Below are 2,022 nucleotides of genomic sequence, written 5' to 3'. Positions count from 1 at the left end.
ATCCACCCGATGTCATGAGCCGAGCGAGGCAACCAGGGTGGTGTCGTGGCGGACCTCCCGGAACCGCTCGTGATCGATGAGGCCGTCCACGAACGCGGCGGTCGTCGCGACCGCGGGCCCGCCCATGCGGAGCTCGGCCAGCGCCCGGCGCATGCGCGCGATGGCCGTGACCCGGTCGGGAGCCCACACGACAATCTTCGCCAGCAGCGAATCGTAGAGCGCGGGAACGCGATAGCCGAGGCGGGCGTGGCTGTCCACCCGCACGAACGGCCCGCCGGGCAGCTCGCACTCGGTCAGCTCGCCGGGGGTGGGCGCGAAGTCGCGGGCCGGATTCTCGGCATTGATCCGGCATTCCAGCGCGACGCCTTGCGGCGCGATGTCGTCCTGGGTGTAGCCGAGCTCTTCCCCGGCGGCGATGCGGATCTGCTCGTGCACCAGGTCGATGCCGGTCACCATCTCGGTCACCGGATGCTCCACCTGCAGACGGCAATTCACTTCCATGAAGTAGAAGCGGTGATCGCCGGGGTCGAGCAGGAACTCGAAGGTGCCCGCACCGACGTAGCCGGAGGCGAGCGCGCCGCGCACGGCCAGCGCGCCCATGTCCTCGAGCACCTCGGCGGGGATACCGGGAGCGGGGGATTCCTCCACCAGCTTCTGGTGGCGGCGTTGCAGCGAGCAGTCGCGCGCACCCAGGTGCACCACGGTGCCGTGCGCGTCGGCCAGCACCTGGATCTCCACGTGCCGAGCCGATTCCAGGTAGCGCTCGACGTAGAGCCGGCCGTCGCCGAAGACGGCGAGCGCGGTGGCGCGGGTGCGGGCGAAGGCCTCGGGGAACGCGGCCGGATCGCGCACCACCGCCATGCCGCGACCGCCGCCGCCCGCGACCGCCTTCACGATCACCGGGTAGCCGATCTCGCCCGCGAACGCGGCGGCCGCCTCCGGATCGGTGATCGGGTCCCGGCTGCCGGGCAGCAGCGGCAGTCCCGCGTCGAGCATGGTGGCGCGGGCGCGGGCCTTGTCGCCGAGCTCGGCCATCACCTTGGCCGGGCAGCCGATGAAGGTGATGCCTTCGGCCGCACACACTTCGGCGAAATCCGGGTCCTCGGAGAGGAATCCGTACCCCGGATGCACGGCGTCCGCCCCGGACATCCGGGCGGCTTCGATGATCGCGGGAATGTGCAGATAGCTGGACTTGGCCGGGCCGGACCCGATGCGGATCGCCTCGTCGGCGAAACGCACCACCGCGCTGTCGGCGTCGGCGCTGGTGTAGACCGCGATCGAGCGCAGGCCCAGTTCGCGGCAGGTGCGCGCCACGCGCAACGCGATCTCGCCGCGGTTGGCGATGAGGACCGAGGTGATCATCGGCCGGCCTCGCGCAGCAGCAGCAACGGCTGACCGAATTCGACCGCGGTGGCGTCGGGCACCAGGATCTGCTCCACCACGCCCGCACGATCCGCCTGGATCGGGACCATGAGCTTCATCGCCTCGATGATGCCGATCTGCTGCCCCCGCGCCACGGTCGCGCCGACGGTGACGAAGGGGTCGGCGCCCGGCTCGGGCGCGTGATAGAAGACGCCGACCATCGACGCGGTCAGCGGGAAGGTGGCGACATCGGTGTCGGTGACGCCGGATTCGGCCGGTGCGCTGCCGCCGGAGCCCGCGGTCGCACCGGGCTCCGGGCCAGCGCCGGCGTGCCAGATGCCGCCGTTCGAGGTGGCGGCGATCGGTTCCCGGGCCGCGCCCGCCACACGCTCGGGCCAGGTCACCTCGATCTGGAACTCCCCGGCCGCCACCCGGATCGAGAGTGGCGGGCGGTCCGCCCGCGCGGCCACCGCGAGCACGCTGTCGGCCAGCACGGTGACGGTATCGACGGTTTCGAGGTTCGCGGGGGTCATCACACTTCCCTTTCCAGGAAACGAGGCTGCTCGGCCGGGAGGTCGGCGAGCACGGCACTGTCGGCGCCGAAGCGGCGGAATCGCGCGTGGCGCGCGGTGATCAGGCTCATCTGGTCCTGCGGGAGCA

Annotated in this window: 2 protein-coding genes; both read right to left on the bottom strand. The window is 71.6% G+C overall.

The features are described 5' to 3' along the window. Positions 1 to 12: 12 nt before the first annotated feature. Positions 13 to 1,362, bottom strand: a complete 1,350-nt coding sequence (locus ACFV4K_RS35560; RefSeq protein WP_379280676.1) for an acetyl/propionyl/methylcrotonyl-CoA carboxylase subunit alpha — start codon at positions 1,360 to 1,362, stop codon at positions 13 to 15. Next, positions 1,359 to 1,895: an acetyl-CoA carboxylase biotin carboxyl carrier protein gene (locus ACFV4K_RS35555; protein ID WP_379280675.1), complete on the bottom strand. Its 537-nt coding sequence runs from the start codon at positions 1,893 to 1,895 to the stop codon at positions 1,359 to 1,361. Before ACFV4K_RS35555 ends, ACFV4K_RS35560 begins: the two co-directional genes overlap by 4 nt. Positions 1,896 to 2,022: the final 127 nt, after the last annotated feature.

This window comes from Nocardia sp. NPDC059764 (assembly GCF_042732555.1).
Classification (GTDB): domain Bacteria; phylum Actinomycetota; class Actinomycetes; order Mycobacteriales; family Mycobacteriaceae; genus Nocardia.
Note: the sequence above shows the minus strand (reverse complement) of the source record. Positions and strands in the feature narration are given on the sequence as shown.

Excerpts from the sequence above, each read along its gene's own strand:
- ACFV4K_RS35555 (WP_379280675.1), bottom strand. The coding sequence starts at position 1,895 with ATGACCCCCGCGAACCTCGAAACCGTCGATACCGTCACCGTGCTGGCC.
- ACFV4K_RS35560 (WP_379280676.1), bottom strand. The coding sequence starts at position 1,362 with ATGATCACCTCGGTCCTCATCGCCAACCGCGGCGAGATCGCGTTGCGC.